General features: G+C 56.4%; 1 rRNA gene (only partly in view). It reads left to right on the top strand.

The features are described 5' to 3' along the window. Nucleotides 1-1,395: ribosomal RNA gene (locus ACIP9H_RS42190) — 23S ribosomal RNA — on the top strand; its annotated part reaches 1,788 nt to the left of the window's first position; the annotation flags it as partial.

The following is a 1,395-nucleotide window of genomic DNA, read 5'->3' as shown; positions in this document are numbered from 1 at the left end:
CGTACCTGAGACCTGATGCCGAGCCGATTGTGGTGAAGTGGATGATCCTATGCTGTCGAGAAAAGCCTCTAGCGAGTTTCATGGCGGCCCGTACCCTAAACCGACTCAGGTGGTCAGGTAGAGAATACCGAGGCGTTCGGGTGAACTGTGGTTAAGGAACTCGGCAAAATGCCCCCGTAACTTCGGGAGAAGGGGGGCCATTGCTGGTGAGGGAACTTGCTTCCTGAGCTGGTGGTGGCCGCAGAGACCAGCGAGAAGCGACTGTTTACTAAAAACACAGGTCCGTGCGAAGCCGTAAGGCGATGTATACGGACTGACGCCTGCCCGGTGCTGGAACGTTAAGGGGACCGGTTAGCTCTGATTCGTCGGGGCGAAGCTGAGAACTTAAGCGCCAGTAAACGGCGGTGGTAACTATAACCATCCTAAGGTAGCGAAATTCCTTGTCGGGTAAGTTCCGACCTGCACGAATGGCGTAACGACTTCTCGACTGTCTCAACCACAGGCCCGGTGAAATTGCACTACGAGTAAAGATGCTCGTTTCGCGCAGCAGGACGGAAAGACCCCGGGACCTTTACTACAGCTTGATATTGGTGTTCGGTTCGGCTTGTGTAGGATAGGTGGGAGACTTTGAAGCAGTGGCGCCAGCCATTGTGGAGTCATCGTTGAAATACCACTCTGGTCGTGCTGGATGTCTAACCTCGGTCCGTGATCCGGATCAGGGACAGTGTCTGGTGGGTAGTTTAACTGGGGCGGTTGCCTCCTAAAGGGTAACGGAGGCGCCCAAAGGTTCCCTCAGCCTGGTTGGCAATCAGGTGTTGAGTGTAAGTGCACAAGGGAGCTTGACTGTGAGACTGACGGGTCGAGCAGGTACGAAAGTAGGGACTAGTGATCCGGCGGTGGCTTGTGGAAGCGCCGTCGCTCAACGGATAAAAGGTACCCCGGGGATAACAGGCTGATCTTCCCCAAGAGTCCATATCGACGGGATGGTTTGGCACCTCGATGTCGGCTCGTCGCATCCTGGGGCTGGAGTCGGTCCCAAGGGTTGGGCTGTTCGCCCATTAAAGCGGTACGCGAGCTGGGTTTAGAACGTCGTGAGACAGTTCGGTCCCTATCCGCTGTGCGCGTAGGAGTCTTGAGAAGGGCTGTCCCTAGTACGAGAGGACCGGGACGGACGAACCTCTGGTGTGCCAGTTGTCCTGCCAAGGGCATGGCTGGTTGGCTACGTTCGGGAGGGATAACCGCTGAAAGCATCTAAGCGGGAAGCCTGCTTCGAGATGAGGACTCCCACCCCCTTGAGGGGTTAAGGCTCCCAGTAGACGACTGGGTTGATAGGCCGGATGTGGAAGCCCAGTAATGGGTGGAGCTGACCGGTACTAATAAGCCGAGGGCTTGTCC

The sequence above is a fragment of the Streptomyces sp. NPDC088732 genome (genome assembly GCF_044751205.1).
Taxonomy (GTDB): domain Bacteria; phylum Actinomycetota; class Actinomycetes; order Streptomycetales; family Streptomycetaceae; genus Actinacidiphila.
The sequence above is the reverse complement of the archived record's forward strand: the minus strand, read 5'-3'. Positions and strand labels throughout refer to the sequence as shown.